The organism is Hyunsoonleella aquatilis (assembly GCF_014270105.1).
Classification (GTDB): domain Bacteria; phylum Bacteroidota; class Bacteroidia; order Flavobacteriales; family Flavobacteriaceae; genus Jejuia; species Jejuia aquatilis.
The window spans coordinates 369,707-394,445 of sequence record NZ_JACNMF010000001.1; the positions used below are offsets into that span (position 1 = coordinate 369,707).

Sequence of the window (24,739 nt, forward strand, 5' to 3'; positions counted from 1 at the left end):
TGTCGTAAATTTCAATTATGCTTTCAATGGCCTATGAAATAGATAGAAATGTAAGTTTTCTAGTCTTTTTTAGACTAATGGCTCGTTTGAAAGCATATATTAATTTAACAATGAAAGGACAAAAAATATGCTAACTTGGAAAGAAGTTATCGGTTTTTCCGTAAACGGAAACCCAACCCCCGACCGGCGAGTTGAAAAAACACCAGCCGAATGGCAAGCACAATTAACCCCGGAACAATTCAGAATTGCGAGATTAAAAGGTACGGAACGACCGCATAGTGGTGCGCTATGCAGTATTTATGAGGCCGGAAAATACAATTGTGTATGTTGCGACACACCTTTGTTTGATTCCACCATTAAGTTTGAATCGGGGACGGGCTGGCCTAGTTTTACGCAACCCATTAAAGAAAATGCGATTAAATATGAAAAAGATAGTTCCTTTGGAATGGTGCGGGTTGAGGTGCTGTGCAATACCTGTGATGCGCATTTAGGGCATGTATTCCCCGACGGTCCAGAACCAAGTGGACTGCGCTATTGTATCAATTCGGAATCCATGCAATTGGAAAAACAATAAAACATATCAAAATAATCAAATAGCTCCTTCGCTTTTGAAGGGAAGGTGGGTTTCAATTCCCTAGAATTGAAACTCGGAAGGGTAATAAAATGACAAACAAAAATATACAAATAGCAACAGTTGGCGGAGGATGCTTTTGGTGTACCGAAGCCATATTTCAGGAATTAAAAGGTATTGAGAAAGTAGTGTCCGGATATTCCGGGGGGGATGCTCCCGGAAAACCAACATATCGCGAAGTATGTTCGGGTTTAACCGGTCATGCCGAAGTCGTGCAAATTACCTTTGATGCCAATATGATTTCCTATGAGGAAATTCTACTTATTTTTATGACCACACATGACCCTACAACGTTGAATAGGCAAGGGGCAGACAGGGGAACACAATACCGCTCGGTGATTTACCATCACGACGAAACCCAAAAAGAAATAGCTCAGGTTGTGGTAAAAGAAGTCGCCAAATATTTTGATGACCCAGTAGTAACTGAAATATCGCCTTTGGTTGTTTTTTATGATGCCGAGGATTACCATCAAGATTATTATCGCAACAATACACAACAAGGCTATTGTAATGCAGTGATTACACCAAAGTTGGCGAAATTCAGAAAGTTGTATGCTGAAAAATTAAAGTAACTTCAAGTTTAAGACCCGCGAGGTTTAAGGTGCCGGACTGGTTTCACTATCAAACCTTATGATTTGGAACATTAAAACAAAAGGAAAATCGATGTCTTATTACGCAAATAAACCACAACTGTTTAAAGCCCCAGAATTTGGTGTTGACACTTGGGTGGATAGTGACGGAAATAAAACTGATGCCATAAAATTGTCAGATTTTAATGGAAAATTTAAGGTAGTGTTTTGTTTTCAAAGCTGGTGCCGTGGTTGTCACACTAAAGGTTTGCCCGACTTAAAAAGAATGGTCGATGCTTTAAAAGAAAATGACAATGTGGTTTTTTTGGCCATTCAAACGGTTTTTGAAGGTCATCATGCAAATACGTATGAAAAAACGTTGGAAACTCAAAAGAAATATGGCTTACAAATACCGTTTGGATATGATGCTGGTAAAGAAGATGACTTGCAGTCCACTTTAATGCGCAACTATAAAACGGGTGGCACACCTTGGTTTATCTTTATAGATAAGAAGGATTTTGTAGTGTTTTCGGAATTCCATTTATACCCAAATAATGCCATCGAATTTCTTAAAACAATGTGATCTATGGTGCCGAAAATCAAAATTTATGGTACTGAAAGATGTCATAAAAGTCAATATTATATTCATTTTTTAAAAGGTTTGAATCTTGATTTTCAGTTTCTTGATGTAGAAATAGTTGAGGCCAATGCTGAGGCGTTACGAAGTTTATATGAAAATAGGCGACTTAATTTTCCAACGATTACCATTGGCGAAAAGAAACTAAGAAACCCATCAGATTCAGATTTAAAAAAATGGATTGAAAAGTTATCATGAAACTAAAAAGACCTGTCAGGTTTTCAAAACACTACTGTTCGGAAGAGTTTTGAAGAACCCTCCTAATCCCGCCTCTGGCGGGATTGTTCTCCCTTTTGAAAAGGGAGGAGCCAAAAAGCGACAAAAATTTAGGTTTAAAATTAAGAGATTCCTAGATTTAATCTCATATTAAGTTCTTCTCTTTTTGTAAAGAGGAGAATGAATTTCAATTTTTCATTAAAAAAAATTGAAAGAAAGAGGAGTTAAGACCCTATAAAACGCTTTTATTCGTCTTCCGAGCACTTGTGTTTTCAAAACCTGACAGGTCTAAAAAGTAGAAAATGAAATTAAACATAAAAGATAAGTTCAATAAAGAGTTACCGGCAGATCCTATTAAGGAAAACTCCAGAAGACAGGTGTCTGGAGCATGCTTTTCTTTTGTAGCGCCCGGGGAAACGTCAAAACCTGAATTGTTGCACGTATCTCCAGAAATGGCAAAAAGTTTAGGGCTTTCTTTGAAGGATACTGAAAGTAAGGAGTTCTTAAATGTTTTTACGGGAAATAAGGTGTTGCCAAATACAAAACCTTATGCCATGTGCTACGGCGGGCATCAATTTGGAAATTGGGCGGGCCAACTAGGTGACGGCAGGGCGATCAATCTTTGCGAAGTAGAACATGACGGCAAAAATTGGGCATTGCAATTAAAAGGTGCCGGGGAAACGCCCTATTCCAGAACGGCTGATGGATTGGCTGTTTTACGGTCTTCTATTCGGGAGTATTTATGTAGCGAAGCTATGTTTCATTTGGGCGTGCCTACTACTCGGGCTTTGTCATTGGCATTATCCGGAGACCGCGTGTTGCGGGACATGATGTATGATGGCAATGCCGCTTATGAAAAAGGGGCCATAGTTTGCAGGGTTGCCGAGTCCTTTTTACGTTTCGGGAACTACCAAATTTTTGTGGCGCGGCAAGATGAGGCAAACTTGAAAGTTTTGGTGGATTACACGATAAAACATCATTTTTCACACTTAGGTGAGCTCTCAAAAGAAACTTATATCGATTTCTTTAGGGAGGTCACCAATCGCACTTTAGACATGATTATCCATTGGCAACGCGTTGGTTTTGTGCATGGTGTGATGAATACCGACAATATGTCAATTCTAGGTTTGACAATTGATTATGGACCGTACGGTTGGTTAGAAGGTTATGATTATGGATGGACACCAAATACTACGGATAGGCAGCACAAACGTTACAGATATGGCAATCAGCCCAATGTTGGTCTTTGGAATTTGATACAGCTCGCCAATGCGCTTTACCCATTGATTGAGGAAGCTGAGCCTTTGGAAGCCATTTTAAATCAGTATAAAACGGACTATGATGAGAAGTCTTTAGAAATGATGCGTTCGAAATTGGGATTGGAAATTGAAGATGAAAATGATCCAGACTTAATTCGGGATTTAGAAGATGTTTTACAACTCTCGGAAACGGACATGACAATCTTTTTCAGGAGTTTGGCCGATTTCAAAATAGAAGATGATTCCAAAGGTTTAAATTTTATTTTCGACGCATTTTACAAGCCAGATGAAGTTGCGTTCAATACTGAGGAACGTTGGAAAGATTGGTTTGTAAAATACGGAGAACGTTTACAAATGGAAACGCTTTCTTTTGAAGAGCGAAAAACGAAAATGAATGCCGTCAATCCCAAATATGTCCTAAGAAATTACATGGCGCAAATGGCCATCGATGATGCCGATAAAGGCAATTATGGATTAATTGACGAATTATTCAGAATGCTCAGGAAGCCTTACGACGAGCAACCCGAATATGAAAAATGGTTTGCAAAACGACCAGAGTGGGCACGTTATAAAGTGGGGTGTTCGATGTTATCGTGTAGTTCTTAGAATTAAATTTATAAATTAAAAGTTTGAGTTTCCCCTCTAAAAAGCCTGTGCTGAGCTTGTCGAAGTAAGGGGAGAAAGGGGTGTGTTTTTAGGATTAGTGAAGTTTTTTGAAATTGATTTACACCTCCCTGAATCCCTCCTTGTTAGGAGGGACACTTAAAAATAAAACTCAAATGCATGAAACAAAAAATAGTTTTCGGAGGCGGTTGCCATTGGTGTACGGAAGCCGTATTCCAATCTTTGAAAGGTGTGTCAAAGGTTGAACAGGGTTTTGCGGCTTCCACGGGGGCGGATCACAGTTTTTCCGAGGCGGTTATTGTACACTTTGATGAGGCTGAAATCTCATTGAATGTGCTTGTCGAGATTCATATACATACCCATAAAAGTACTTCAAATCATTCTATGCGACCTAAATATCGCTCTGCCATTTATACGTTTTCAGAAGAGCAAAAATTGGAAGCAATTTTAATTTTAGAAATGCTACAATCCCAATTTCAGCACAAATTAATTACCCAAATATTAACTTTCGATAAATTTAAAGCGTCGCGCAAGCAAATTCAAAACTATTATTTCAGCAATCCTAAAAAACCTTTTTGTGAAAGTTTTATCAACCCAAAACTACAAATACTACTGAACAAGTTTTCAAAATATACAAATAAGAATAAATTAAAGCATTTGAAAGATGAATCGCGAAAGACTATCTATACCAAACACCAAAGGTCATAACTTACAGGCTTATCTAGAGTTGCCGGCCGACCAAATACCGCATTATTTTGCCATTTTTGCGCATTGTTTTACCTGCACCAGTAATTTATCGGCCGTAAAGAATATCAGCCGTTCGTTGACCTCTCACGGATTTGGCGTAGTGCGTTTCGATTTTACGGGCTTGGGAAGAAGTGAAGGCGAATTTGCTGAAAGCTACTTTTCCGCCAATGTGGACGATCTAATTGCGGTGAATGATTATATCAAGGAACATTATAAAGCACCGGGATTGTTGGTGGGGCACTCATTGGGTGGCGCCGCAGTTATTGTTGCGGCTTCAAAATTGGAAAACGTTAAAGCTGTTGCAACGATTGGAGCGCCTTCAACTGTAAACCATGTAACGCATTTGTTTTCTCATGGTATTGATGAAGTCAAGCAAAAAGGCGAAGTTGAGGTGAATATTGGAGGGAGACCGTTCAAAATTAATCGAGAATTTATTAAAGATTTTGATAAAATTGACTTGCCCAAAATCACCAAAAATCTGCGTAAACCTTTGTTGATTATGCACGCCCCTTTCGATAAAACTGTTGGGATAAATAATGCACACGATTTGTATCATAACGCCCATCACCCTAAGAGTTTTGTGAGTTTGGACGATGCCGACCATTTATTGTCGAATTCAAAAGACAGCAACTATGTAGGTAATGTTATTGGCACTTGGGCCGATCGGTATTTTGAGCCTCGGGACAATACAATGTTGGATACAAATGGTGAGCAATTGGTGGCGCATTTGAATTTAGTGGAAGATAATTTTACCACATCAATTCAAACCAAAAAACACAGTTTTATTGCCGACGAGCCCGAAAGTATCGGAGGTGATGATTTTGGCCCCTCGCCATACGATTTTTTAAGCGCTGCATTAGCATCTTGTACGGTTATGACACTAAAAATGTATGCCCAACGCAAGCAGTGGGATCTGAAAGAAGTATATGCTTACATCACATATTCCAAAAAGCACAGCGATGATTTGATGTTGGATTTGGACGAACCTAAACGAATGGACCATCTCCAAAAACGTTTAAAATTTATTGGTAATTTGGACGATACCCAAAAAATGAAACTTCAAGAAATTGCTTCAAAATGCCCAGTACATCGTACCTTGCAATCTGAAATTATAATAGAAACCGAAATGATAGATTAATGGGCAACAATACCACAAAAATAGGATTAGGCTTGGCGGCGCTGGGGCGACCTGAATACATCAACATAAGGGAAAACAAGAGTTTGGATAAATCTGAAAAAGCCTTTAAGGAAAACACGTTTTCCGTTTTGGACGAAGCGTACAATCTGGGGATTAGCTATTTTGATACTGCGCCGTCGTACGGAAAAGGCGAGGCGTTTTTACAGGAATGGAACGCATCAAGAAATCATCAAAATGTGATTCTTGGTACCAAATGGGGCTATACTTATATGGCAAACTGGGAATTGGGTTTTGATGGCAAACACGAAGTTAAAGAACATTCATTGGAAAAATTGACGGAGCAATGGGACGTGTCCAAACAACTTTTGCCACGTTTAAAATATTACCAAGTGCATTCTGCAACCTTTGAAAGTGGCATCCTTGAAAATCAGGCGGTTTTAAATCAATTGCATCACATAAAAAGGACGACAAATTTAAAAATTGGTATCACCGCAAGTGGGGCTAACCAAAAGGAGATCGTTAGTGCGGCATTAAAAATAAAAGTTGAAAACGAACCGCTTTTTGATAGTTTTCAGGTGACCTATAATGTCTTTGAGCAAGACGCATTTCGGATTTTAAATACAGTGCTATCCCAGGGAAAGTCCGTTATTGTTAAAGAAGCTTTGGCTAATGGTCGGGTGTTTCCAAACGAAAATTTTGGACATTACAAATACTCTTATGCCGTTTTAAATGAACTATCTGAAAAATACGGGGTAGGGATAGACGCTTTAGCGCTTCGTTTTGTAATGGATAGTTTGAAACCGACTTATGTGTTGAGCGGTGCCTCAAATAAAAAACAACTCAAGGAAAATGTAAAAGCCAATGATTTTAGTTTTTCCAAAAATGAGTTGGAGGTGTTGGGAAACCAGAGAATTGCTCCGGAACTCTATTGGAAAGAGCGGGACTTGCTAGCATGGAATTAAACCAAATGCTTATCTTTAAACGTTAATCCATTTACGTATGAAGTTTAAAAAACTCACACTTTTAGTCATTGTAATTTTCGTTTTGCATGCCTGTGCAACCTATAAGCCTCAGCGCAAGGATACAAATGCACATGTTGCATTTCCGGAAAAAACCATAGCACATTCCTTTTATTTAATCGGCGATGCAGGACTTGCTGGGGATGCAGAATCTTCTCAAACTATTGCCAATTTTAAAGCTGAATTAAATAAGGCTTCGGTAAATAGTACCGCTATATTTTTGGGCGATAATATTTATCCGAAAGGGATGCCAAAAAAAGGGGAAGAAGGTCGCGCATCAGCCGAAAAGCAATTGAATGCGCAAATTAATGCTGTCGAGAATTTTAATGGCGAAACCGTTTTTATTCCGGGTAATCACGATTGGTACAGCAACGGCCTCAAAGGGTTGAAACGTCAAGAAAAGTACATTGAAGATGCCTTAGGGAAGAATACATTTCTGCCTGAAAATGGTTGCCCTATTGAAAGGGTAAACATCGGTAAAAATATAGTTTTAATTCTGGTGGATTCAGAGTGGTACATGACCAATTGGGATAAACAACCAACCATTAATGACGATTGCGAAATAAAAACGAGGACGAAGTTTTTTGATGAACTGGAAGGCGAAATAAAAAAGGCAAGAGGAAAAACTACAATTGTTGCGGTGCATCATCCAATGTTTACCAATGGTTCCCATGGTGGACAGTATTCCTTCGGAAGCCATCTGACGCCTCTCCCAGTTTTGGGGACTTTGAAAAATTTCATAAGAAAAACTGGCGGTGTTGCAACCGTTGATGACCAAAACAAACGTTATAACGAATTCAAGAAACACTTGGTTACCCTGGCTCAGGAAAATGACAAGACCATTTTTGTGTCGGGCCACGACCATAATTTGCAGTACATCGTTGAGGATAATCTACCTCAAATCGTAAGTGGTTCGGGTTCTAAAGCAAACCCTACGCGTAATGTTGGTGGTGGACAATTTTCTTATGGTGCCATGGGCTACGCGCGACTGGACGTTTTTAAGGATGGCTCGTCCCATGTGCGGTTTTATACTGATAATAAAGTTGTATTTCAAACCCAAGTGCTAAAACCGGATGATAAAAAAGTATTTACAACATACCCTTCATCCTATCCAGAAAGTAAAACAGCATCAATTTATACAGAAGAGGAAACCACAAAAGGCGGGTTGTATCAATTCTTTTGGGGAGACCGCTACCGGAAGGATTTTAGCACAAAAGTAAAAGCACCAACGGTGGATTTGGATACCTTGTTTGGCGGTTTAAAAGTGATTAGAAAAGGTGGTGGGCATCAGTCCATGTCCTTGCGTTTGGAAGACAAAAAAGGGCGGCAATATGTGATGCGTGCACTTCGTAAAAACGCTATTCAATATATACAAGCAGTAGCGTTTAAAGACCAATATATTGAGGGCCAATTTAATGATACGTACACCGAAAATTTACTTTTGGATGTATTTACAGGCTCTCACCCTTATGCGCCATTCACAGTGGGAACTTTGGCAGATGCCGTTGAGGTGTATCACACAAATCCAGTATTGTATTATGTGCCAAAACAGAATGCTTTGGGGCATTTTGCTGATGAGTTTGGCGATGCACTTTATATGATAGAAGAACGCACCGATTCCGGACATGGCGATAAGGCTAGTTTCGGGTTTTCCAATAAGTTGATAAGTACGGATGATGTCCTAAAAAAGCTAAATAAGGATGAGGATTTTGTCCTGGATGAAGAAGCATATATCCGAGCACGGCTGTTTGATATGCTTATTGGCGATTGGGACCGTCATGAGGACCAATGGCGTTGGGCAGAATTCAAAATTGATGGCAAAAAAGTATACCGTCCAGTACCCAGGGATCGCGACCAAGCTTACTCCATAATGGCGGACGGCGCATTGCTTGGAGTCGCGACTAAAATAGTTCCGGCTTTAAGATTATTGCGAAGCTATAAGGAGGAGTTAAAGAGTCCAAAATGGTTCAATTTGGAGCCCTATCCCTTGGATATGGCTTTGATAAATCAATCGGGAAAGGAGGTGTGGGATGCCCAAGCAAAACGAATTGTTGAAAATATAACCGACGAGGTTATTGATGAAGCTTTTAAATTCTTTCCACCGGAAGTAGATCAAAACACGATTAAAGATATCAAACGAAAATTGATAGGACGACGGGCTAATCTTAAAAAAATATCAGACACCTATTATGCTCATGTGAATAAGTACGGTGTGATAAAAGGTACCAATAAAGATGATTGGTTTGATATTGAACGGCTTCCAAATGGAGAGACTAAGGTGGTGGCCTATCGCATTAAAAAAGGGAAAAAGGCAGATGTGTTCCATAGTCGCACTTATATTTTTGACGATACCAAAGAAATTTGGATTTATGGCTTGGATGACGATGATCGATTCGAAGTTTTTGGCGATGGGGACAACCTGATTAAGATAAGGTTGATTGGTGGGCAGAATAACGATGTGTACAACATCACCAACGGAAAGCGACTAAAAGTCTATGACCATAAATCAAAGGAAAATACTTTCATGACCAATAAAGGAGGTAAGAAGTTGACCGATGATTATGAAACGAATGTATACGACTATAAGAAGTTAAAAAATAGTTCCAACCAATTTTTGCCGACTATTGGAGCAAATCCAGATGATGGACTAAAAGTAGGCTTTGTGCATACCTATACTAACTACGGTTTTGAGCGTAATCCGTTCAGTTCCCAACACAGTCTTTCTGCTGCGTATTATTTTGCCACCAATGGTTTTGATTTGGGGTATCACGGTGAATTTGCCAATGTTTTTGGGTCTTGGAACTTAGAGTTGGGCGCCAAATTTACTAGCCCTAACTATGCCATTAATTTCTTTGATTTTGGAAATGAGACGATCAATCCAAATGCTGAGGACAGCGATATGTTCAACTTAAATTATAACCGTGTAAAACTTAGGACCTTTAAGGTGTCTCCGGCATTGACTTGGCGAGGACAATTAGGGGGCAGTTTTAATTTTGCGGTGTCGTACGAATCCAACGAAGTGGATAAAACCTCAGGTCGATTTATTGCCATGCCAATGATTTTGCCAGATTCGACATTTGACCAACAGGATTTTTATGGCGCGGACGCTAAGTATGAATACGCCAATACGGATAACGAGGCATTCCCTACTTTAGGGATGTTGTTTGCGCTTCATGCGGGGTATAGAAATAACGTTAGTACCTCGAAGGGGTTTGGTTATATCATTCCCGAGTTAGCTTTCGACTATAAATTGATACCAAGTGGGCAATTGGTTTTGGCCACAAGGTTGAAGGGGCATTTTAATTTGGGTGACGATTTTGAATTTTATCAGGCCGCCAGTTTAGGAAGAAACAATGGCTTAAGAGGTTATAGGGATGAGCGCTTTATCGGTAATTCGGCATTTGCCCAAAGTACGGATATAAGATTGAATCTTCGAAAAGTAAAGACAGGGTTATTGCCATTAAACATTGGAGTTTATGGCGGTGCGGATTACGGACGAGTATGGTTGGATGGAGAAGATTCTGATAAATGGAATAACTCCTTCGGTGGCGGTATTTTCGCCAATGCAGCCGATATGATTACCTTAAATGTTTCAGCTTTTAACAGTGATGATGGTTTGTTATTTGCTTTTAGAATGGGCTTTGGGTTTTGATACGAAGTTGTCACCCTGTCCCGATTGCTATCGGGATTGTTTCAGGGTCTTATTTTTATACAGTAATGTTTACCTAGTTTTTACGTCTAAAATGTCGTAAAAGAAATAAAAAATGAAAAGCAATTTCAACGACATTATAAATTCTGAAAAAGTAGTTTTAGTAGATTTTTTCGCTACTTGGTGTGGGCCTTGCCAAGCTTTGATGCCCATATTAAAAGAGGTAAAAGATGAAGTAGCTGATGCTGTAAAAATCGTAAAGATTGATATTGATAAGAACCACAATCTAGCAGTTAAATATCAAGTGAGAAGTGTGCCTACAATGCTTCTGTTTGTCAATGGTGAACCAAAATGGAGGCAATCGGGTGTGCTTCAAAAGAAAGATATACTTCACGTCATCCAGACACATTCCGGTTCGACTGTTTAGTTTAGGCTGAAACTATATAAATTTCCACCCTTAACCTTGGTCCTTTCGTCTGTGATATAAATCGAAGAATTGTCCTTAAAACAAATGCCTTCCTTTTGGGAACTATGGTCAAATTGTATTTCTTCAATGTCGGCCGAAAAAAAATCATCCGATTCAAAATTAGTGATTTTCCAAAGTTTGTCATGCGTCAATAATATCACGGTTTTTCCATCATCACTAATGTCGGCAGAAGTGATTTTCAAATGCTTGTCCTTCAGCTTAGAAATCTTAATCGCAGTGTGTTTGCCAACCATATTAGGAACTTTAAAAAGCATGGAAGATTTATTATCCTTACTGAAAAGGTAGAAGAAATTATTCCAAAGGAAAAAGGCCTCAAAATCTTTAGGTTTCACGGATTTGGGTAAAGTGAAATTAATACGCTCCCCTTTTGCTTTGTCCGAAGTCAAATCCGAAACTTTGTAAATTGTAAAATCGTCCCGATTACGGCTGTTATTCCCAAAATCACCAATGTAAATGTTGCCCTGTTTGTCCGAGGTTAAATCCTCCCAATCTATGTTGCTCGATCCTTTGATGTCAATATCCTTAATGATTTTTCCTTTTAGGTCAATACCATAAATATTGTTCTTGTTACCAGAATCTTCAATCGTCCAGAGCAAACGTGAACGTGCTACTGTTTCTATTGCCGAGCATTCTTTTAAACTGTTTGGTAAGTCTGCTAAAACCTTTAGTTTTCCCGTGTCGCAGGAGGTAAATACAAAAGCACAAATGATAAATGTTTTAATTTGATTCATTGATAGAATTCCGAACTGTCCAATGTAATCACTTTAAATGCGTTTCAAAAATTTAAAATCATAAACTATTGGTAAAAATTGATGTTGGGCGTATATTATTTAATAATTTTAAAGTTTCAAATAGCTGTGAAATATGACTACTGTAGATGATTTATTAGGCCTACTTGTTTTGGAGAAAATTAGCGACACTGTGTTTAACGGTGTAAGTGAAACTGTAGGTAGTCCTATTGTTTTTGGTGGACAAGTGTTGGCTCAGGCTGTTAATGCGGCGAGCAGAACCATTAAAAATGAAAGGATATTGCACTCCTTGCACGCCTATTTTTTGGAAGCGGGAGATTTAAAGGTGCCTATAACATACACCGTCGGTATTATAAGGGATGGAGGTAGTTTTTCGGTAAGACGGGTTACGGCTTCTCAAAATGAGCGGACTATTTTTATTTTGGCGGCCTCCTTTCACAAAATGGAGGAAGGGTATGAGCATCAGATTAAAATGGATTCAAATGTAAAACCTCCAGAAGATCTGTTGAGTTGGACGGATGTGCGGGTTGAATTTAGCAACGCGTTGCCAAAAGGGTTAAAATCATTCTTAGAAATAAAACGTCCTATAGAATTTAAACCTACGGCATTTTCCAACCCATTACAGCCTCGAGATTTGCCACCAAAACATCAGGTCTGGTTTAAGTTAAAAGGCGAAGTAAATGGATTGGATTTGGCAACTAAACAGCAAATCCTGACCTACATTTCGGATTACAATATTTTAACGGCCACACTAAACCCACACGCCAGTAAAGCACATTGGGGCAATACGCAGACGGCAAGTTTAGACCATTCCATGTGGTTTTTTAGGGATTTTGATTTTACGGATTGGCTATTGTATTCCATGGATTCGCCAAGTACTTCCAATGCCAGAGGTTTGGCCAGAGGGCATATTTTTACAAGAAGCGGAAAGTTGATTGCTTCCGTAGCGCAAGAAGGTTTAATGAGACCAATGAAAAAATAATTATGGAACCATTTAAAATAGGGCATAGAGGTGCAAAAGGTCATATGGCTGAAAATACTTTGGAATCGATCCAAAAAGCTATCGATTTGGGCGTTCATGGGGTCGAAATCGATATCCATAAATGTGCTTCAGGCGAATTGGTCGTTTTCCATGATTTTACTTTGGACAGGATAACTGACGGCACCGGTGAAATCTCTAAAAAGTCACTTTCAGAATTAAAAAAGCTGAAAGTAATGGGGCAATATGCCATTCCAACTTTGCATGAGGTCATGCAGCTTATGGGTGATTTGCGACCACTTTTAAATTTGGAATTGAAGGGTCAAAATACAGGTGAAGCCATTGTTGAAATCATGGATTACTATGTCGATAACCATGGATGGAAATGGCGGGATTTTATCGTTTCCAGCTTTCAAAAGGAACTGTTGCAAGATGTATTTCATTCTGGAGAGCCTTTTATGACAGGAGTGCTAACCGATACAAATTTGGAAGATGCCATCGATTTTGCCCAGGCAATTAATGCCGTGTCTATCCATCCTGATTATACCATGTTGACCAAAGAAAATGTGCAATTGATGCAGTCTTTGGGGTTTCAAGTAATGACCTATACCGTGAATGATAAGGCAGATATTGAACGGATGCATGCCTATGGGGTGGATGGGATCATTTCGGATTTTCCGGATAGAATTTAATATATATTTTATATATTTGATATATACAATTTATATATAATGGGAAAGACGAAAAAATTAATAGAACTGGACGATAAAGCCATTGAGATTTTGGAAAAACAGGCCAAACTTCAAAAACGCTCCTTAAAAAATTACTTGGAATATACTTTAGAAGATACCGCATTGCGCTACAGCGAACCTTCTGAAGAGTACAAAAAGATGATGGACGATATGATTAAAAGAGACGAAGAGGGGACATTAAAAACCATTTCTTGGGATGACTTAAAGTCTCAGTGTGGCAGGTAAAACTATCAAGTTCACTGAGGAGGCCCGCATTGAATTCCATAAAGTAAAATGTTATATGACCCTTGTTGGGAAAGAAGAGGATTTCTGGACCGATGTGGATAGGCAATTGCATATAGCATTGCAGTATCCAGAGGCCTTTCAGGTTCGTTATAAAAACGTACGAATAATTACTTTGGAAAGATTTAATTATTCAATTCATTACGTTCTAAAACCTTATGGGATTTTAGTGTACCGTTTTTTGATGCAAAATCAAGACTATTAATGCAAACCTACATCACACTCCTAAGAGGTATCAACGTCAGTGGCCAAAAGAAAACCCCGATGGCGGAACTTCGAAAACTACTATCGGAATCAGGTTTGGAACAGGTGCAAACCTATATTCAAAGTGGAAATGTGATTTTTCAATCTTCTGAAATAGAAACAAAAACATTAGAATCTAAAATCCATGAATCCATAAAATCCCATTTTGGTTTTGAAGTACCTGTTTTGGTGTTGAAACCTGAAGAGTTACAACAAATTTTTGACGACTGCCCCTTTCCGCCGGACAAAAAAGAAAACAGTTATTTTATGATGCTGTATGCCAAGGCAGACGAAACCGCAGTTGAGGAAATTTCAAAGTTGTCCTATCCCAATGAGGAATTTTTAATAACGGATAAAGCGGTATATTTCTATTGTTCGGTAGGTTATGGCAAAGCAAAGATGAGCAATAACTTCTTCGAGCGGAAATTAAAAGTTACGGCTACCGCCAGAAACTATAAAACAATGGTAAAACTATTATCTTTGTCAACTGAAATTTAACGGATGACGGAGCAAGATTTTATTCCAAAGCCTTATGGCAAAAGTATTGAAAGTGGACAATTTACTTGGGAATCGCCAAGCAATATCGCATTGATAAAGTATTGGGGCAAAAGGAAAAACCAGATACCAGAAAACCCGTCCGTTAGTTTTACGCTCAGCAATTGCAAAACCATAACATCCTTAAGTTTTTCAAAAAAAGAAAATAACGATGCGTTCTCTTTTGAGGTATTTTTGGACGGTGAAAAAAAGGATGACTTTAAACCAAAAATTGAAACGTTCTTCAAAAGGGTCGAAGCCTATTTGCCGTTTTTAAAGGATTATCGCTTTAAAATAGAAACCTCAAATACATTCCCGCACAGCTCTGGGATTGCCTCCTCGGCATCTGGAATGAGTGCCTTGGCCTTGTGTTTAATGAGTGTTGAAAAGGAGTTAGTAAATTCTGATGTCACCCTGAGCGCAGTCGAAGGGTCTATGGAAGAAGATTATTTCATTAAAAAAGCATCTTTCTTGGCGCGATTGGGCTCAGGTAGTGCCTGCAGAAGTTTGGAAGGCGATTTGGTGCTTTGGGGAGCGCATGAAGCCATTGAAGGTAGTTCGGATTTGTTCGGAGTGAAATTTCCTCATGAAGTTCACTCGAATTTCAAAAACTATCAAAACACCATTTTGTTGGTGGATAAAGGTGAAAAGCAAGTAAGCAGTACAGTCGGCCATAACTTGATGCACGGCCATCCTTTTGCTCAGAAGCGGTTTGAACAGGCCAATTCCAATCTTTCGGATATGGTTTCAATTCTAAAAGATGGCGATTTGGACAGATTTATCGCAACAGTTGAAAGTGAAGCTTTGACATTGCACGCGATGATGATGACAAGCATGCCCTATTTTATCTTGATGAAACCCAATACATTGGAGATTATCAATAAAATTTGGGCCTACAGAAAGGCTACAGGTTCCAAAATTTGTTTCACTTTGGATGCTGGGGCAAATGTACACGTCCTTTACCCTGAAAATGAACTTTCATCGGTATTGGAATTCATTAAAACTGAATTAGTTGCATATTGTCAGAATGGACAGTATATTTGCGACGTTATTGGTTTGGGGGCTAATAAATTATAAAATAGCATCAATTTTGTTTAAAAAAATTGTATATTTGTTAAACAATTTGTTCCAAACTATGAACATTTTATGAAAGGACCTCTCTTTTACTCTAAAATTTTACTCTTCGGAGAGTACGGTATCATTAAGGATTCCAAAGGCTTATCTATTCCTTACAGTTTCTATAATGGCGCTTTGAAAAAGGATGAAAATCCGTCCAAATCAGCCGTGAAATCCAACGAGAGTTTAAAGCGTTTTGCAACATATCTTGAGGATATGGACGATACTTTGGTACGTTTTGATAACGAAAGACTTTTAGATGATGTCAATTCGGGAATGTATTTTGATTCTTCCATTCCCCAAGGTTACGGCGTTGGCAGTAGCGGTGCTTTGGTAGCGGCTATTTACGACAAGTACGCCTTTGATAAAATTACGGTTCTTGAAAATCTAACAAGAGAAAAGTTACTTAAGCTGAAGTCCATTTTCTCTGCTATGGAATCATTTTTCCATGGGAAATCTTCTGGTTTAGACCCATTAAATAGCTATTTGAGTATTCCTATTTTAATCAATTCGAAAGATAATATTGAGGCCACTGGTATTCCTGCACAGCAAAGTGAAGGTAAGGGCGCCGTATTTTTATTGGACAGTGGCATTATAGGCGAAACCGCTCCGATGGTGGGTATTTTTATGGAAAACATGAAGCAGGAAGGCTTCCGTAGTATGTTGAAAAATCAGTTTATCAAGCGTACCGATGCCTGTGTGGACGATTTCCTTAAAGGCGATATCAAATCCCTGTTCAAAAACACAAAGCAGTTATCCAAAATTGTGTTGAATCATTTTAAACCCATGATTCCGCAACAGTTTCATGAACTTTGGAAAAAAGGTATCGAAACCAACGAATACTATTTGAAACTTTGTGGTTCTGGTGGTGGAGGCTATATCCTGGGCTTTACCGAGGACATTGAAAAAGCTAAGAAGGCTTTGGCTAAATACAAATTGGAAGTCGTTTACAACTTCTAACTTTCTTACTATCTTTATTTCCTGTATAGTGTCCCCCTGAGCGCAGTCGAAGGGCTCTAAAATTATTTCCATGCTTTCCAGAAGACAAAAACATATTTTGCTTAAGTTTTTTAGTATGTTTTCCGTCGTGCGGGGATACAATATACTCGTAGTGGTCATCGCACAATATCTCACGGCTATTTACATTTTGGCTTACGACAAGCCACTAAAAGCTGTGGTTTTCGACTTGAACCTGTTGATGCTCGTCCTCGCCTCTGCCGCAACAATTGCCGGAGGTTATATCATCAACAATTTTTACGATTCGGAGAAGGATTTGATCAACCGGCCCATTAAATCCAGATTGGACCGATTGGTCAGCCAAAACACCAAACTGTCGTTTTATTTCGTTCTTAATTTTTTGGCCGTCATCATGGCCAGTTATGTATCGTTTAAGGCTGTGGTATTCTTTTCGGTTTATATTTTTGCCATTTGGCTGTATTCCCATAAGTTGAAAAAATTGCCGTTTGTGGGCAACCTTACTTCGGCTATTTTAACCATCACGCCGTTTTTCGCTATTTTTATGTACTACAAAAATTTCGAAACCGTAATTTTTGTACATGCCATTTTCCTGTTCCTTATGATTTCCATGCGCGAACTCACCAAGGATTTGGAAAATATCAAGGGCGATATTGCCCAAAATTATATTACCATTCCAGTAGCCTATGGCGAAAAGGCATCCAAAATAATGCTGACCATTTTGGCGGCACTCACGCTTGTTCCGGCCTATCTCTTATTGTTCCGTTTTGAAGTGGGCCACATGTACCTGTTCTTCTATTTAAGTATTTTTCTGTTGTTTATTTTTCTGTTACTCCTATGGAAATCAAAAACCAAAATTCAATATTTGGTATTGCACAACATATTGAAATTCATAATACTGGCTGGTGTATTTAGTATTTTATTGATTGATGTCAGCGTGATTTTAAATCGTATTTAGGTAATTTGGGCGTTACCCACTCCCGATAGCTATCGGGAGGGTCGGGCTTTCGGCAGTCGCTCCCTCCTAAGGTCGGGGAGCTTCAACAAATGCCTCAATCCCTAACGCGATATAAACAAATAGTTCATACCAAAACCAACAATCTTAATATTAAACATATCTTTGCACAAATTTTCAATTAATGAACAGGCATCAAGGAGGCAAAGGCAAAGGAAAAACTGGTAAGCGTAACCAAGGCAACAAACGTTTTACGGGCAATTCTAAACAGCATGCGCCTACTAAAAACACAGGTGGGGCTCCAAAAAAAAAATCGGGAAATCCCGATGAAATCCGATTGAACAAATATGTAGCCAATTCGGGGGTTTGCTCTCGCCGTGAGGCCGATGTCCATATTGCTACTGGTTTGGTATCGGTAAACGGTAAGGTGGTGACCGAAATGGGCTATAAGGTAAAGTCCGGGGATGAGGTGCGTTACGACGGGGCAAGGATTACCCCAGAGCAAAAAGCATACGTTTTGCTGAACAAGCCCAAAGGTTTTGCCACGACTACCAGTGAGGGCAAAGGCAGAACTGTGATGGATTTGGTAGCCAACGCCACGAGTTCCAGAGTTAAGCCCATCGGCCGATTGGGGCGCAACTCCAAAGGGTTGTTGCTCTTTACGAACGATGACGAGGTGGTGCAAAAATTTACCAATTCCAAAAACGGGATTGCCCGTTTGTTTCATATTGAATTGGACAAAAACCTGAAGCTTGAGGATTTAAAAAAGATTCAAAACGGGTTTAAATTGGACGGTAAACTTATCGAGGTTGAAGAGATCAGTTATATTGACGGCTCGCCAAAAAAGGAGGTAGGCCTTAAAATCAAGAATATCGGAAACACAATTATCCGTACTATTTTTGAACATTTCAATTATGATTTACTGAGCATTGACTGCGTAGCCATCGGACACTTGACCAAAAAGGATTTGCCCAGAGGGCATTGGAAGCATTTGACCACTCAGGAGTTGAATACTTTAAAGATGTTGTAGATTCCGAAAAAATCCGGATAACAATCGGGACGGAATGACACAAGGTAGTCTTGTAATTTAATGATTTTTAAGATTGGATAATCTTTATCTTATTAAGATTAACATCGATAACACTGCAAATAGACTTATAATATTCTAAAACCCGCGTTAGGGATTGAACGGCCTGTTTGAAATCCCAGACGCAGGAGGGATTGATTAGTGAAAGCCCGACCCTGACCCATAGGCGTCAGGGTAACGCCCAAAAAATTATTTTAGAAATATCTGGAAAACCTTTGCCGTGTCAAAAAATAATCTACATTTGCGCCACTTTTAGCTGAACATTTTGAAACCTGTTTCTACGTTCGGGCTTTTGAAAATTAGGAAGTCATATTCAAAAGCAGCTTATAGATTAAGCGACCGGATTTTAAAGCTAACTTCCGCTTTTCCGATTAATGCAGTGCAGCACGAGTACGCTTTCGTGCCTACAACCAGCAAAACTTTCCGTATTTGATAATTATTTGTTATTCCCGTAACCTGTAGTTTATACATTTTTAACATTTATAACAACACAAATTGAATACAAAATATATTGATTTAATCAATCAAACTTTTAATTTTCCTCAGGAAGAGTTTAAGGTTGATAAAGGACAGTTGCATTTTCATGGAATAGATTTAATGCAGTTGACAAAACAATATGGTGCACCGTTAAAATTCACCTATTTACCACAAATTTCAAACAATATTAACAGGGCAAAACAATGGTTTAGGAGTGCCATGGAAAAGCATGATTATCAGGGTAGTTACAACTACTGCTATTGTACAAAGAGTAGCCATTTTAAGCATGTTTTGGACGAGGCTTTAAAGAATGATATTCATATTGAAACGTCTTCGGCATTTGATATTGATATTGTGGAGCGTTTAAAGTCTGAGGGCAAAATTAACAATGATACCTATGTGCTTAGTAATGGGTTTAAGCGTGCCCAATATATTACGAATATAGCCCGATTGATTAATAACGGCCATAAAAACGCCATTCCTATTATTGATAACTATGAGGAAATCGATTTGTTGTCCAAAGAGATTGAAGGAAAATTTAATATTGGTATCCGCATAGCATCGGAGGAAGAGCCCAAGTTTGAATTTTACACCTCCCGATTGGGCATTGGATATAAGAATATAGTGCCGTTTTATAAGAATCAAATCGCCAATAATGCCAAGGTTGAACTCAAGATGCTCCACTTTTTTATCAACACGGGTATTCGCGATAACGCCTACTATTGGAACGAGCTTTTAAAATGTTTGAGGGTTTATACTAGTTTGAAAAAGATTTGTCCGTCATTGGATAGTTTGAACATTGGTGGTGGTTTTCCGATAAAAAATTCATTGGCTTTTGATTATGATTACGAATATTTGGTTGATGAGATCATCAATCAAATCAAACTGACCTGTGAAGATGAAGAGGTGGATGTCCCCCATATTTTTACAGAGTTTGGAAGTTTTACGGTTGGTGAAAGCGGGGGTGCTATTTATGAAGTGCTTTACCAAAAACAGCAAAACGACCGCGAAAAGTGGAATATGATCAACTCCTCGTTTATTACTACCCTACCAGATACTTGGGCTATTAGCAAACGTTTTATTCTATTGGCCGTAAACCGCTGGCAGGATAGCTACGAACGAATTTTGCTAGGCGGATTAACCTGTGATAGCGACGATTACTATAACAGTGAACAGCACATGAACGCCATTTATTTGCCCAAATACCATAAGGAAAAACCATTGTACATTGGGTTTTTTAATACTGGGGCGTATCAGGAAACCATTGGTGGTTTTGGTGGCTTGCAACACTGTTTGATTCCGTCTCCAAAGCATATTTTGATTGATAGGAATGCTGATGGCAACCTCACGACCAAGTTATTTAGTGAACAACAAAAAAGTGAAGACTTACTTAAAATATTGGGTTACCAAAAGGCGCATCTACCTACTATAAAGGAGGATGCCGTGGAAGTAACCTCTGAATTCTAATTAATACAATGAATACTAAAACTTACGCTGGAATTCCACAGGAATTCGCGAAATTGGAACAAGCAAAAATTGTTTTAATCCCCGTGCCCTATGATGGCACTAGCACTTGGCAAAAGGGTGCCGATAAAGGCCCTCAAGCATTTTTGGAAGCTTCAGAAAACATGGAGCTGTATGATATTGAAACCGATACCGAGGTGTATCGACAAGGCGTTTATTTGGCGGCACCGGTAACTGAAAATACTTCGGCGGAAACTATGGTGGAGGCCGTGCACCAAACTACTAAAAAATACATCAAAAAAAATAAGTTTGTGACCCTTTTTGGAGGCGAGCATTCTATTTCAATAGGTAGTATTCGTGCGTTTAACGAGATGTTTCCCGGTTTAACAGTGCTTCATATCGATGCCCATGCCGATTTACGTAAATCTTATGAAGGCAGTAGTTGCAATCATGCTTGTGCGGTATATGAGGCCAGCCAAACTGCCAATTTAATTCAAGTAGGTATTCGGTCTATGGATATCAAAGAGAAATCGGTGATGGATTTGGACAAAACGTATTTTGCACACGATATGGCAACCGATGATTCTTGGACGGATGCCGCCATTGACCAAATGACGGATAACGTATTCATAACCTTCGACTTGGATGCTTTTGATCCATCAATTGTACCGAGTACAGGAACGCCAGAGCCAGGTGGTCTGTTGTGGTACGAAACCTTGGAGTTTTTGAAACAAGTATTTGAAGAAAAAAATGTGGTGGGTTTTGATATTGTGGAATTATGTCCCAATCCAAACGAGAAGTCTTCAGACTTTTTGGCAGCCAAGTTATATTATAAAATGCTGAGTTATAAATTTATGAATGTTAATGAGGAAGACGATTTCGATAATACATACGAAGCAGAATATAACAAAAGATCAACATCAAAATTTATAGAAGATGACAACTACTAAAGGGCCAATTTCAAAATTTATAGAACAACACTATTTGCATTTTAACGCGGCCGCTTTGGTGGATGCAGCAAGAGGCTATGAGTCACAATTAAATAATGGTGCCAAAATGTTGGTATCCCTGGCTGGGGCTATGAGTACGGCAGAGTTGGGCAAAAGTTTTGCCGAAATGATCCGTCAGGATAAAGTGCAAATCATTTCCTGTACCGGTGCTAACTTGGAGGAAGACATTATGAATTTGGTAGCCCATTCGCATTATAAACGGGTGCCGCATTATAGGGATTTAACCCCTAAGCAAGAATGGGATTTGCTGGAAAAAGGGCTTAATAGAGTAACTGATACCTGCATTCCTGAGGAAGAGGCTTTCCGAAGGTTGCAACAACATATATATGAGATTTGGAAAGATGCCGAATCCAAGGGCGAGCGTTATTTGCCTCACGAATACATGTATAAAATGTTGCTTTCCGGCGTTTTGGAGCAATATTATGAGATAGATGTAAAGGATTCGTGGATGTATGCGGCGGCGGAGAAGAATTTGCCTATTGTTTGCCCAGGTTGGGAAGACAGTACTATGGGCAATATTTTTGCAAGCTATGTGCTTAAAGGGGAATTAAAGGCGTCCACCATGAAATCGGGCATAGAATATATGACTTTTTTGGCCGATTGGTACACCAAGAATTCAAAGAATGGTATCGGTTTTTTTCAAATTGGTGGTGGAATAGCTGGAGATTTCCCTATTTGCGTGGTGCCAATGTTATACCAGGACATGGAACGTACCGATACACCGTTTTGGAGCTATTTTTGCCAAATTAGTGATTCAACAACAAGCTACGGTTCCTATTCTGGTGCCGTGCCAAATGAGAAAATCACCTGGGGAAAACTGGGTATCGATACGCCAAAATTTATTATAGAAAGTGATGCAACTATTGTTGCGCCATTAATTTTTGCTTATCTTTTGGGTTGGTAAAATGAAGGTAGAAAAGATTGAAAATATTGAGCTTAAGTTCCTCACTGTTGACGACTTTGAAGAACTTAAAATAGCAACCTTGGAATCTTACGACGGGATACTGGATTCCTATTGGAAAAAACATCACATTGAACAGCTAACTACTTTGTTTCCTGAAGGTCAGGTGGTCATTAAAATTGACGGGCAATTGGCCGGGTGCGCATTGTCTTTAATTGTGGATTATGATACAATTGATGATAACCATACCTATGCCGATATTATTGAAGGTGATTCTTTTAAAAGGCATAACCCCAATGGCGATGTGCTGTATGGTATTGACGTGTTTATCAAACCCGAATTTAGAGGTTTGCGTTTGGGCCGCCGTTTATACGATTACCGTAAAGAAGTTTGCGAAAATTTAAACTTAAAAGGGATTGTATTTGGTGGAAGAATGCCAAACTACCACAAATACAAGGATTTATCACCAAAGGCATACATAGAAAAAGTAAAGCGAAAAGAAATCCACGATCCTGTTCTAAATTTTCAGATTTCCAACGATTTTCACCCTGTTAGGGTATTAAAAGGTTATTTAGAAGGCGATTCCGCCTCAAATGAGTACGCCGTTTTAATGGAATGGGATAATATTTATTATACCAAACCTTCAAAAAAGGCGGCCACTGTAAAAACCATTGTCCGTTTGGGGCTTATTCAATGGCAAATGAGAAGCTATGAAAACCTTGATGCGCTGATGCAACAGGTAGAATACTTTATAGATAGCGTGGCAGCATACAGAAGTGATTTTGCTTTATTGCCCGAGTTTTTCAATGCGCCGTTAATGGCAGAGTTTAATCATCTGCACGAACCAGATGCTATTAGGGAGTTGGCTAAATTCACGCATAAAATAGTGGATAAACTGAAAGAACTATCAATAAGCTACAATATTAACATTATCAGTGGCAGTATGCCCGAAGTGGTTGAAAACAAGCTACACAATGTAGGATATCTCTGTAAAAGAGATGGCAGTGTAGAACGTTACGAGAAAATCCATGTTACCCCAGATGAGGCCAAGGTATGGGGTATGCAAAAAGGAAACAAATTGCAGACCTTTGATACTGATTGTGGAAAAATTGGTGTATTGATTTGTTATGACTCTGAATTCCCTGAGCTTTCACGATTGTTGGCTGATGAAGGAATGGATATATTGTTTGTTCCTTTTTTAACCGATACTCAAAATGGCTATTCTAGGGTGCGTTTGTGTGCACAGGCAAGGGCAATTGAAAATGAGTGTTATGTTGCTATTGCAGGCAGTGTGGGCAATTTACCTAATGTGAATAATATGGATATTCAATACGCCCAATCTGCGGTATTTACACCTTGCGACTTTTCCTTTCCCAGTAATGGTATTAAAGCAGAGGCAACGCCAAACACAGAAATGATTTTGGTTGCTGATGTAGATATTAGTCTTTTAAGGGAGTTACATTCATTTGGAGCCGTGAAGAATTTAAAGGACAGAAGAAAAGATTTTTACGATGTTGTTAGGAAACAAAATGATAAATAGTATATTTAGAACAGAAATACTAAATCCAAATCATTAGAAGCAAAGACCAACCTTATGAAAAATAGAAATGACAACTTAAAAAGAGTCATCGTAGATTTCAAAAAACTCACCCCTGAGATTTTAGCCTTGCTCGTAGAAAAATATCCAGATGGTTACGATGATGATCATATTATATCTTTTAGAAACCAGCATAATGAGATAGTTGAAGCCGTTGAAGTCACAACTAAGGACACCAAGTATTTGGTAAAGGTAAGCACCAAACTAGCTGTGACTATGGAGAACTACGATGAGGATGATTACGAGGATTATGACGATGACGATCCTGAAGCGGTTCAGGACCCCGATATTTCTGATGAAGATTCAGACGATAACGATTAATATATTTTTTCACTTTTATTATGAGAATTGCCGCTTTTAAGTACTACAAAAACGGTTATTATACGTTTTGGTTTGAAAATGGTGAGGAACTGGCTTTTGAAGAAGTGCACCCTCGCATTTTAAAACAATTCGACCTAAAAAACGACAAAAGTTTAAGGGACAAGGATTTCAAGATTACCTTTGTTGAGGATGGTGACGACGAGGACCCGATCTATCGTGTTGATAGTTTAAAGCCCTTGTAGCCTCTTTACCATTTTGTATAGATGGTAATGATTGGAAGTTCGTCTTTTTGTTATAAGCAAGTTTATCGAAAGTTGATGT

The 24,739-nt window shown here is 38.9% G+C and carries 26 protein-coding genes; 25 read left to right on the forward strand and 1 reads right to left on the reverse strand.

The features are described 5' to 3' along the window. The first annotated feature begins 127 nt into the window (after window positions 1–127). The 10 genes from msrB to trxA all read left to right on the forward strand — a co-directional run bounded on the left by msrB (window position 128) and on the right by trxA (window position 10,916). Window positions 128–574: a peptide-methionine (R)-S-oxide reductase MsrB gene (msrB, locus tag H7U19_RS01575; protein ID WP_186558083.1), complete on the forward strand. Its 447-nt coding sequence runs from the start codon at window positions 128–130 to the stop codon at window positions 572–574. Window positions 575–663: 89 nt separating this feature from the next. After that, window positions 664–1,203 carry a peptide-methionine (S)-S-oxide reductase MsrA gene (gene msrA / locus H7U19_RS01580; RefSeq protein ID WP_186558084.1) on the forward strand — a complete coding sequence of 180 codons (540 nt, stop codon included), beginning with the start codon at window positions 664–666 and terminating at the stop codon, window positions 1,201–1,203. Between the two features lie 91 nt (window positions 1,204–1,294). Further along, window positions 1,295–1,783, forward strand: coding sequence for a peroxiredoxin family protein (locus tag H7U19_RS01585; protein WP_186558085.1), 489 nt, complete (start codon window positions 1,295–1,297; stop codon window positions 1,781–1,783). A 3-nt stretch (window positions 1,784–1,786) separates the two neighbouring features. Continuing rightward, a complete protein-coding gene (locus H7U19_RS01590) occupies window positions 1,787–2,035 on the forward strand; it encodes a glutaredoxin family protein (protein ID WP_186558086.1) in 249 nt (82 codons plus the stop codon). A 320-nt stretch (window positions 2,036–2,355) separates the two neighbouring features. Next, window positions 2,356–3,918, forward strand: coding sequence for a protein adenylyltransferase SelO (locus H7U19_RS01595; RefSeq protein ID WP_186558087.1), 1,563 nt, complete (start codon window positions 2,356–2,358; stop codon window positions 3,916–3,918). A 177-nt stretch (window positions 3,919–4,095) separates the two neighbouring features. Continuing rightward, a complete protein-coding gene (locus H7U19_RS01600) occupies window positions 4,096–4,644 on the forward strand; it encodes a peptide-methionine (S)-S-oxide reductase (protein ID WP_186558088.1) in 549 nt (182 codons plus the stop codon). Next, complete coding sequence (locus H7U19_RS01605; RefSeq protein ID WP_186558089.1) at window positions 4,601–5,821, forward strand: bifunctional alpha/beta hydrolase/OsmC family protein; 1,221 nt, start codon at window positions 4,601–4,603, stop codon at window positions 5,819–5,821. The genes H7U19_RS01600 and H7U19_RS01605 overlap by 44 nt, the downstream gene beginning before the upstream one ends. Further along, window positions 5,821–6,783, forward strand: coding sequence for an aldo/keto reductase (locus H7U19_RS01610; RefSeq protein ID WP_186558090.1), 963 nt, complete (start codon window positions 5,821–5,823; stop codon window positions 6,781–6,783). The genes H7U19_RS01605 and H7U19_RS01610 overlap by 1 nt, the downstream gene beginning before the upstream one ends. 37 nt (window positions 6,784–6,820) lie before the next feature. Then, window positions 6,821–10,492: a metallophosphoesterase gene (locus tag H7U19_RS01615; RefSeq protein ID WP_186558091.1), complete on the forward strand. Its 3,672-nt coding sequence runs from the start codon at window positions 6,821–6,823 to the stop codon at window positions 10,490–10,492. A 112-nt stretch (window positions 10,493–10,604) separates the two neighbouring features. Beyond that, the gene (gene trxA / locus H7U19_RS01620) at window positions 10,605–10,916 is read left to right on the forward strand and encodes a thioredoxin (RefSeq protein WP_186558092.1); all 312 of its coding nucleotides are present in this window, start codon (window positions 10,605–10,607) and stop codon (window positions 10,914–10,916) included. Here the strand turns inward: trxA and H7U19_RS01625 are convergent. Further along, window positions 10,913–11,707 carry a hypothetical protein gene (locus H7U19_RS01625; protein ID WP_186558093.1) on the reverse strand — a complete coding sequence of 265 codons (795 nt, stop codon included), beginning with the start codon at window positions 11,705–11,707 and terminating at the stop codon, window positions 10,913–10,915. The two genes, trxA and H7U19_RS01625, sit on opposite strands and share 4 nt — an antisense overlap. A gap of 133 nt (window positions 11,708–11,840) precedes the next feature. On the opposite strand from H7U19_RS01625, the gene H7U19_RS01630 reads away from it, so the two are divergent. From H7U19_RS01630 to H7U19_RS01700, 15 genes are all read left to right on the forward strand, one after another. Continuing rightward, window positions 11,841–12,707: an acyl-CoA thioesterase gene (locus tag H7U19_RS01630; RefSeq protein ID WP_186558094.1), complete on the forward strand. Its 867-nt coding sequence runs from the start codon at window positions 11,841–11,843 to the stop codon at window positions 12,705–12,707. Window positions 12,708–12,709: 2 nt separating this feature from the next. Further along, on the forward strand, window positions 12,710–13,396 hold the full coding sequence (locus H7U19_RS01635; protein WP_186558095.1) for a glycerophosphodiester phosphodiesterase: 687 nt from the start codon (window positions 12,710–12,712) through the stop codon (window positions 13,394–13,396). Window positions 13,397–13,435: 39 nt separating this feature from the next. Beyond that, the gene (locus tag H7U19_RS01640) at window positions 13,436–13,681 is read left to right on the forward strand and encodes a hypothetical protein (RefSeq protein ID WP_186558096.1); all 246 of its coding nucleotides are present in this window, start codon (window positions 13,436–13,438) and stop codon (window positions 13,679–13,681) included. Next, window positions 13,671–13,943, forward strand: coding sequence for a hypothetical protein (locus H7U19_RS01645; RefSeq protein WP_186558097.1), 273 nt, complete (start codon window positions 13,671–13,673; stop codon window positions 13,941–13,943). The genes H7U19_RS01640 and H7U19_RS01645 overlap by 11 nt, the downstream gene beginning before the upstream one ends. Beyond that, entirely contained in the window at window positions 13,943–14,479 is a 537-nt protein-coding gene (locus tag H7U19_RS01650; RefSeq protein WP_186558098.1) for a DUF1697 domain-containing protein, read from the forward strand. The genes H7U19_RS01645 and H7U19_RS01650 overlap by 1 nt, the downstream gene beginning before the upstream one ends. 3 nt (window positions 14,480–14,482) lie before the next feature. After that, window positions 14,483–15,592, forward strand: coding sequence for a diphosphomevalonate decarboxylase (locus tag H7U19_RS01655; protein WP_186558099.1), 1,110 nt, complete (start codon window positions 14,483–14,485; stop codon window positions 15,590–15,592). 69 nt (window positions 15,593–15,661) lie between these two features. After that, window positions 15,662–16,591: a mevalonate kinase family protein gene (locus tag H7U19_RS01660; RefSeq protein ID WP_186558100.1), complete on the forward strand. Its 930-nt coding sequence runs from the start codon at window positions 15,662–15,664 to the stop codon at window positions 16,589–16,591. Between the two features lie 70 nt (window positions 16,592–16,661). Further along, the gene (locus H7U19_RS01665; protein WP_186558101.1) at window positions 16,662–17,564 is read left to right on the forward strand and encodes a geranylgeranylglycerol-phosphate geranylgeranyltransferase; all 903 of its coding nucleotides are present in this window, start codon (window positions 16,662–16,664) and stop codon (window positions 17,562–17,564) included. A 181-nt stretch (window positions 17,565–17,745) separates the two neighbouring features. Beyond that, window positions 17,746–18,591: a pseudouridine synthase gene (locus tag H7U19_RS01670; protein ID WP_186558102.1), complete on the forward strand. Its 846-nt coding sequence runs from the start codon at window positions 17,746–17,748 to the stop codon at window positions 18,589–18,591. Window positions 18,592–19,143: 552 nt separating this feature from the next. Next, complete coding sequence (locus H7U19_RS01675) at window positions 19,144–20,592, forward strand: type III PLP-dependent enzyme domain-containing protein (RefSeq protein ID WP_186558103.1); 1,449 nt, start codon at window positions 19,144–19,146, stop codon at window positions 20,590–20,592. Window positions 20,593–20,600: 8 nt separating this feature from the next. Then, window positions 20,601–21,539, forward strand: a complete 939-nt coding sequence (gene speB / locus H7U19_RS01680; protein WP_186558104.1) for an agmatinase — start codon at window positions 20,601–20,603, stop codon at window positions 21,537–21,539. Further along, window positions 21,526–22,503: a deoxyhypusine synthase family protein gene (locus H7U19_RS01685; RefSeq protein ID WP_186558105.1), complete on the forward strand. Its 978-nt coding sequence runs from the start codon at window positions 21,526–21,528 to the stop codon at window positions 22,501–22,503. Before speB ends, H7U19_RS01685 begins: the two co-directional genes overlap by 14 nt. Before the next feature lies 1 nt (window position 22,504). Beyond that, window positions 22,505–24,040 carry a bifunctional GNAT family N-acetyltransferase/carbon-nitrogen hydrolase family protein gene (locus H7U19_RS01690; protein WP_186558106.1) on the forward strand — a complete coding sequence of 512 codons (1,536 nt, stop codon included), beginning with the start codon at window positions 22,505–22,507 and terminating at the stop codon, window positions 24,038–24,040. 54 nt (window positions 24,041–24,094) lie between these two features. Beyond that, window positions 24,095–24,418, forward strand: coding sequence for a hypothetical protein (locus tag H7U19_RS01695; RefSeq protein WP_186558107.1), 324 nt, complete (start codon window positions 24,095–24,097; stop codon window positions 24,416–24,418). Window positions 24,419–24,438: 20 nt separating this feature from the next. Then, window positions 24,439–24,660, forward strand: coding sequence for a hypothetical protein (locus H7U19_RS01700; protein WP_186558108.1), 222 nt, complete (start codon window positions 24,439–24,441; stop codon window positions 24,658–24,660). Window positions 24,661–24,739: the final 79 nt, after the last annotated feature.

Coding starts and splice junctions, on each gene's coding strand:
- H7U19_RS01615 (WP_186558091.1), top strand. CDS start 6,821: ATGAAGTTTAAAAAACTCACACTTTTAGTCATTGTAATTTTCGTTTTG.
- H7U19_RS01595 (WP_186558087.1), top strand. CDS start 2,356: ATGAAATTAAACATAAAAGATAAGTTCAATAAAGAGTTACCGGCAGAT.
- H7U19_RS01585 (WP_186558085.1), top strand. CDS start 1,295: ATGTCTTATTACGCAAATAAACCACAACTGTTTAAAGCCCCAGAATTT.
- H7U19_RS01655 (WP_186558099.1), top strand. CDS start 14,483: ATGACGGAGCAAGATTTTATTCCAAAGCCTTATGGCAAAAGTATTGAA.
- trxA (WP_186558092.1), top strand. CDS start 10,605: ATGAAAAGCAATTTCAACGACATTATAAATTCTGAAAAAGTAGTTTTA.
- speB (WP_186558104.1), top strand. CDS start 20,601: ATGAATACTAAAACTTACGCTGGAATTCCACAGGAATTCGCGAAATTG.
- H7U19_RS01695 (WP_186558107.1), top strand. CDS start 24,095: ATGAAAAATAGAAATGACAACTTAAAAAGAGTCATCGTAGATTTCAAA.
- msrB (WP_186558083.1), top strand. CDS start 128: ATGCTAACTTGGAAAGAAGTTATCGGTTTTTCCGTAAACGGAAACCCA.
- H7U19_RS01685 (WP_186558105.1), top strand. CDS start 21,526: ATGACAACTACTAAAGGGCCAATTTCAAAATTTATAGAACAACACTAT.
- H7U19_RS01605 (WP_186558089.1), top strand. CDS start 4,601: ATGAATCGCGAAAGACTATCTATACCAAACACCAAAGGTCATAACTTA.
- msrA (WP_186558084.1), top strand. CDS start 664: ATGACAAACAAAAATATACAAATAGCAACAGTTGGCGGAGGATGCTTT.
- H7U19_RS01690 (WP_186558106.1), top strand. CDS start 22,505: ATGAAGGTAGAAAAGATTGAAAATATTGAGCTTAAGTTCCTCACTGTT.
- H7U19_RS01640 (WP_186558096.1), top strand. CDS start 13,436: ATGGGAAAGACGAAAAAATTAATAGAACTGGACGATAAAGCCATTGAG.
- H7U19_RS01635 (WP_186558095.1), top strand. CDS start 12,710: ATGGAACCATTTAAAATAGGGCATAGAGGTGCAAAAGGTCATATGGCT.
- H7U19_RS01665 (WP_186558101.1), top strand. CDS start 16,662: ATGCTTTCCAGAAGACAAAAACATATTTTGCTTAAGTTTTTTAGTATG.
- H7U19_RS01600 (WP_186558088.1), top strand. CDS start 4,096: ATGAAACAAAAAATAGTTTTCGGAGGCGGTTGCCATTGGTGTACGGAA.
- H7U19_RS01590 (WP_186558086.1), top strand. CDS start 1,787: ATGGTGCCGAAAATCAAAATTTATGGTACTGAAAGATGTCATAAAAGT.
- H7U19_RS01630 (WP_186558094.1), top strand. CDS start 11,841: ATGACTACTGTAGATGATTTATTAGGCCTACTTGTTTTGGAGAAAATT.
- H7U19_RS01660 (WP_186558100.1), top strand. CDS start 15,662: ATGAAAGGACCTCTCTTTTACTCTAAAATTTTACTCTTCGGAGAGTAC.
- H7U19_RS01670 (WP_186558102.1), top strand. CDS start 17,746: ATGAACAGGCATCAAGGAGGCAAAGGCAAAGGAAAAACTGGTAAGCGT.
- H7U19_RS01650 (WP_186558098.1), top strand. CDS start 13,943: ATGCAAACCTACATCACACTCCTAAGAGGTATCAACGTCAGTGGCCAA.
- H7U19_RS01625 (WP_186558093.1), bottom strand. CDS start 11,707: ATGAATCAAATTAAAACATTTATCATTTGTGCTTTTGTATTTACCTCC.
- H7U19_RS01610 (WP_186558090.1), top strand. CDS start 5,821: ATGGGCAACAATACCACAAAAATAGGATTAGGCTTGGCGGCGCTGGGG.
- H7U19_RS01700 (WP_186558108.1), top strand. CDS start 24,439: ATGAGAATTGCCGCTTTTAAGTACTACAAAAACGGTTATTATACGTTT.